Raw genomic sequence first — 6747 nt, 5'->3', positions numbered from 1 at the left:
AAGGCTTAACATGAATCTCGATGACTTGAAACGTGCGGTTCTGGAGAAAAAACTCGAAGAACAATTGAAAACCCGTGGAAATCAGCAGCAACCGTCATTGATAAAACAAGCGGATCGAAATCAACCATTACCGTTATCTTTCGCACAACAACGATTATGGTTTCTCAGTCAACTCGATCCGGCGGCCAGTCTGGCCTATCATCTGCCGGTGATACTGCGCCTCAGGGGTCAACTCGACCGCCATGCGCTGGTGACATCACTCGACCACCTAATCGCCCGCCATGAGAGCCTGCGTACTCGTTTTGTGCTGGTCGAAGGCCAACCCTGCCAGCACATCGAACCGGCCGATATTGGCTTTGCCCTGTCTTGCCATGACCTGCGTCAGTCAGACCCGGCCTTGCATACTGACCGTATTACCGAACTCATTGATACTGAGGCTCAGACCCCCTTCGATTTTACTCAGGGTCCGCTTATTCGCGGTCAACTGCTGCAATTGACCGACGAAGAGCATGTGTTACTGCTCACCCTGCATCACATTATCACTGATGGCTGGTCCATCGGTATTCTGGTGCAGGAACTGGGTGCCTTCTACCGTGCCGCTCTTGAAGGTCACAAAGCGCCCTTACCATCGTTGCCCATTCAGTATGCTGACTATGCTGTCTGGCAGCACGATCAATTACAAGACAAACAGTTACAAGGAAGCCGGTTGCAAGGCACTCCCCTCACAGAACAGCGTGATTTCTGGTGTGATCAACTCAAGGGTGCTCCGGCTTTATTAACGCTTCCCGCTGACCGCCCACGCCCGGCAGTCCAGACCTATATCGGCGGCAAAGTTTCCTTTCATCTTGATGCCACTTTATTGGCATCACTTAAGGGGCTTGGGCAGCGCCATAACTCTACTCTGTTCATGACCGTGCTGACTGCCTGGGGTATCGTACTCGCCCGGCTTAGTGGTCAGGATGATATTGTGATTGGTACGCCAGTCGCTAACCGACCTCATCATGAACTTGAGGGCTTGATTGGTTTCTTTGTCAACACGCTGGCTTTACGTGTCACATTAAATAACGACATCAGTGTGGCGGAGCTGCTTGCACAGGTTCGGGAGCGGGCGCTTGCCGCCTATGCCAATCAGGACCTGCCTTTTGAGCAGGTTGTGGAAGCACTACAGCCTGAGCGCAGTCTTAGTTATAGCCCCATCTTTCAGGTGATGCTGGCATTAAATAACACCCCGGGCCAAGAGTTGACATTACCGGGTTTGCAACTCACACCGATTGAACAGGAACGTCGTGGTGCACATTTTGATTTAACGCTATCACTGAACGAAACTGAGATCGGCTTAATCGGTGATCTGGAATATGCTGCTGATTTGTTCGACTTTACCACCGTTGAGCGCATGGTCGGCTATTTGACGAACGTGTTAACGGCAATGGCAGTTGATGAGACACAAAGCGTTACCACTCTGCCAATGCTGCCAGCGTCAGAACGGCACCAACTGCTGGTTGATTTCAATGCCACTCAGACGGATTTTCCGCAAAATAGGCTGATCCACCAGCTAGTTGAGGCTCAGGCATTAAAGAGCCCCAATGCCACTGCGGTGGTCTGTGAAGGTCAGACACTGAGCTATGATGAACTGAACCGCCACGCCAATCGTCTGGCTCATCATCTGATTGCGTTAGGCGTGCGTCCCGATGATCCGGTGGCAATCTGTGTTGAGCGCAGTCTGGAGTTGGTGGTGGGTCTGCTTGCCATCCTTAAAGCCGGCGGAGCTTATGTCCCGCTCGATCCCAACTATCCCGCCGAGCGGCTGGCCTATATGCTTGAGGATGCAGCCCCCGTGGCTTTACTGACCCAGACTGAATGGGCCGGCAAGCTGGGCAACTTTGTGCCCACTGTGCTTTTAGATACTGTTCTTTTTGCGGATCTGACAACAGACTCTGTTCACAATCCGGACGCTCAGGCATTAGGTCTGACGTCACGCCATAGGGCATATATCATTTACACGTCAGGTTCAACGGGATTGCCCAAAGGGGTCATAGTTGAGCATCGCAGTGTCCTTCGCCTGATTATCAATAATGGTTTTGCCGATATCGGGCCAGATGACTGTATTGCCCATTGTGCCAATATTTCATTTGATGCGGCGGTCTGGGAAGTGTGGTCGGGTTTAGTCCATGGTGCCCGAATTCTGTTGATTCCGGAAAAAGCCTTACTACAGCCAACTCTCTTTGGTCAGTATTTGTCATCGGAAGGTGTCAGTGTGCTATTCCTTACCACGGCACTGTTTAACCAATATGCGAATTTGATAGCACCTGCTCTGTCGAGTTTGCGTTATGTCTTTTTCGGTGGTGAGCAGACGGATACCCGTCCAGCCATCCGCCTCAGGGCGGAACATCCACCAAAACACTTACTGCATATGTATGGCCCAACGGAGACAACCACGTTTGCCACTACCTATGAAATTCCTCTCATAGCAGAAGAGGAAAGAAAAATCCCCATCGGCCAACCGATCTCTAATACTCAGATTTATGTCCTTGATTCACATGGTCAGCCCGTTCCTCTTGGCGTGACAGGTGAAATTTATGTCGCTGGCGCGGGCGTTGCACGTGGTTATCTGAACCGCCCTGAACTCACTGCCGAGCGCTTCTTAACCGATCCGTTCTCCTCCGATCCGGATGCACGCATGTACAAGACCGGCGATCTGGGCCGCTGGCTGCCCGACGGCAATCTCGAGTATATCGGTCGCAATGACTTTCAGATCAAACTTCGTGGCTTCCGCATTGAACTGGGGGAAATTGAAGCTCAGCTCACTCAATGCCATGGCGTGCAAAAAGCGGTGGTTCTCGCTCGCGAAGAGGCTTTTTATGAACAAGCAGGTCATGAACAAACGGGGGGACAAAAACGTTTGGTTGCCTATGTACAGCCCCAGACAGGTGTTGAATTGGTTCCCGCCGAACTGCGCCAGCAGCTTGCCCAACATCTCGCTGAATACATGCTGCCCAGTGCTTTTATCATACTTGAGGCTTTCCCTCTGACCCCTAACGGTAAAACCGATCGTGACGCTCTTCCCGCTCCTGATGCGTCCGCTTTCATAGTACGCAACTATGAATCACCGACGGGTGAAACAGAAATCGCTCTGGCGCAGATCTGGCAAAATTTATTGGGGCTTGAACACGTTGGCCGTTACGACCATTTCTTTGAACTCGGCGGTCATTCATTAATGATCGTCAGTCTGATCGAGGAATTGCGTAACATTGGCTGGCAACTTGATGTCCGTAATGTGTTCTCCACACCGATCCTCGCCGATATGGCACTGACTATCCAGCGTGACGCTGACACTTTTGTCGTGCCCCCTAACCGCATTCCAGAGGGCTGTACTGCAATCGTTCCTGATATGTTGCCGCTGATTGCGCTGCCTCAACCCCAGATTGATGCCATTATCGAAACTATTCCCGGCGGAGCCAGTAATGTACAGGATATTTATCCGCTGGCACCGTTACAGGAAGGTATTCTGTTTCACTATTTGATGCAGGCACAAGGCGATACTTATTTGTTGCAAAGTTTACTGGCTTTCGATAACCGCGAACGTCTTGATGTCTTTTTAGCCGCCTTGCAGCAGGTTATCGACCGCCACGATATTCTGCGCACCGCGGTTTACTGGCAAGGACTGGCACAGCCCGTTCAGGCGGTTTGGCGTCAGGCGCCGCTGGACATTCAGGTTTTTACGCCTGCCACAGAGAACGATATTCCTGCGCAGCTACGGACTCATACCGACCCACTCCGGCACCGTATTAATCTGAACCGGGCCCCCCTGTTTGCGGCTGATATTGCTTATGATTCAGTGCAGGATGAATGGTTGTTGGCCTTGCGTTTTCATCATTTGGTCAGCGACCATATGACACTGGAATTAATTTTTGCTGAAATTGCGCTCATATTACAGGGGCATACAGACACGTTGCCCACAGCGCTGCCCTATCGTAATTTTATTGCCCAAACCCTGAGTGTGCCAGCGACAGAGCATGAAGCTTATTTCCGTGCACAGCTTGCCGATATTGACGCGCCGACGGCACCATTTGGTGTGCTCTCAATACCGAATAATCAAGCACTGAGCAACGATATAACGGACGACGATGAATCGATTACCGAAGCCCACCTTCCTCTCGATCCGATATTGGCAGACTCCATTCGCGCCCAGGCCCGACGCCTGAAAGTCAGCCCAAGCGTCCTGTTCCATGTTGCCTGGGCACAGGTGCTGGCACAAACCAGCGGTCGTGATGATGTCGTTTTTGGCTCCGTGTTACTGGGGCGTTTACAAGGTGGCGCCGGGGCCAACCAAATACTGGGCATGTTTATCAATACGTTGCCAATACGCATTTCCCTTGCTGATCGTAATGTACAGAATGTTGTGCGAGACACTTATCATAATTTGATGGCATTGCTGGAACATGAACAGGCCCCGTTGACGCTCGCACAAAGCTGTAGTGGCGTAGAGCAACCCATGCCGTTGTTCAGTACCCTGCTCAATTACCGCCATTCTCAAATCAGCGAAGAAAATGCGGTTAATGCGACTTGGTCAGGTATGCGCGTCATCGCAACCAAAGAACGGACTAACTATCCGATTATCCTATCGGTGGATGATTTGGGTGTTGGTTTTCATTTAAGCACCCAAACGGTAGCCAGTATCGATCCGTCCCGTGTCATCCATTATCTGCTAACCGCGATTAGGGGGCTGATTGAGGCTTTGGTTCATGACCCGCAACTATCGATTCTGAATATCCCGATCCTGCCAGAGACAGAACGGCAACAATTGCTGGTAGATTTCAACGCCACGCAGAGAGACTTCCCGCAAGATGCCCTCATCCACCCGCTTTTTGAGGCTCAGGTATTACAACGCCCCCATGCCACCGCCGTGGTCTGCGAAGGCCAGACACTGAGCTATGACGAACTGAACCAACGCGCCAATCGTCTGGCGCACCATTTGATTGCGCTGGGTGTGCGTCCGGATGATCGCGTTGCGATCTGCCTCGAGCGCAGTCTGGAAATGGTGGTGGGTTTGCTGGCTATTCTTAAGGCGGGCGGGGCTTATTTGCCACTCGATCCCACCTATCCGGCTGAACGGCTGAACTATATGCTTGAGGATGCCACACCGGTGGCTTTACTTACCCAAACCCAGTGGCGCGATAAGCTCGCCAGCACGTTGCCGACAATCCTGTTTGATGAACTCAACAGCCAAGCATCATTCCCGGTCAATAATCCGGATGTGCAGGCAACCGGGCTGACATCACGCCATTTGGCCTACGTGATTTATACGTCGGGTTCAACCGGACAACCGAAAGGGGTAATGGTTGAGCACCGCAATGTTCTCCGCCTGATCATTAATAATGGCTTTGCCGATATCGGGCCGGATGACTGCATTGCCCATTGCGCCAATGTGTCATTTGATGCAGCGACGTGGGAAATCTGGTCGGGTTTAGTCCACGGAGCCCGTATTCTGTTGATCCCGGAAAAAAAATTACTCCAGCCCGCCAATTTTGGTCAGTGCCTGTCATCGGAAGGAGTCAGTGCGCTGTTCCTCACCACGGCACTGTTTAACCAATATGCGACTTTAATTGCTCCTGCATTGTCAGGTTTGCGTTATGTGCTTTTCGGCGGTGAACAGACGGATACCCGTGCCGCCCTTCGCCTCAGGGCTGAACATCCGCCACAACATTTACTGCATGTATATGGGCCAACGGAGACAACCACGTTTGCCACTGCTTATGAAATACCTTTTTATGAAATACCTTTCATAGCAGAGCAATACGGTGAAGGTGAAAGAAAAATCCCTATCGGGCGCCCGATATCAAATACCCAAACCTATATTCTGGACAAACAAGGCCAGCCGGTGCCTGTCGGCGTTGCCGGTGAAATTTATATTGCCGGTGCAGGCGTTGCCCGGGGTTATTTAAACCGCCCTGAACTGACGGCTGAACGCTTCCTTACCGATCCTTTCTCCTCAGATCCTGATGCCCGTATGTACAAAACGGGTGATCTTGGTTGTTGGCGTTCCGATGGCAATATCGAATATCTCGGTCGCAATGATTTTCAGATCAAACTGCGGGGTTTCCGTATTGAACTTGGGGAAATCGAAGCCAGGTTGAGGCAATGTCATGGCGTACAGGAAGCTATTGTCCTTATCCGTGAAGATGAGCAGAACCAAAAACGGCTGGTCGCTTATTTGTGTTCCCAGACCGGCGTTGAACTGGTTCCGGCTGAACTGCGCCGACAACTCTCTTCGCACCTTGCAGACTATATGCTCCCCAGCGCTTTTGTAACGCTCGACGCTTTTCCGTTGACGCCCAATGGCAAATTTGACCGTCAGGCGCTTCCTCTTCCCGATTTATCTGCCATCGTAACCCACGAGTATGAAGCGCCGAACGAGGAAGAAGAAATCATTCTGGCTCAGATTTGGCAAGACTTACTGGGATTGGAACGAGTGGGACGCCACGATAACTTTTTTGAACTCGGCGGTCACTCACTGATGATCGTGCAACTGGCAACACGCATACAAGACGAATTTCTGGTTGATATCCCTATTTCTTCGTTATTTCTTTCCCCCAAACTGGTGGAACAGGCCGGAATTATCTTTACAGCTCAAATGGATGCTATAGGGAAAAACGATATTGAATCGCTCCGGAACACGCTGGATTTAATGTCAGCAGAAGAACTGATGTCGGTGTTAGGTGGAGACAGTAACAAATGATAAGGACCAAC

Annotated in this window: 1 protein-coding gene; it reads left to right on the top strand. The window is 51.2% G+C overall.

Features of this window, described 5'->3' with window-relative positions; translation table 11 throughout:
• Nucleotides 1-10: 10 nt before the first annotated feature.
• Complete coding sequence (locus tag AB204_RS11185; RefSeq protein ID WP_053067893.1) at nucleotides 11-6736, top strand: non-ribosomal peptide synthetase; 6726 nt, start codon at nucleotides 11-13, stop codon at nucleotides 6734-6736.
• Nucleotides 6737-6747: the final 11 nt, after the last annotated feature.

This window comes from Xenorhabdus khoisanae (assembly GCF_001037465.1).
GTDB classification, from domain to species: domain Bacteria; phylum Pseudomonadota; class Gammaproteobacteria; order Enterobacterales; family Enterobacteriaceae; genus Xenorhabdus; species Xenorhabdus khoisanae.
This window is presented reverse-complemented; position numbering and strand designations above follow the sequence as displayed.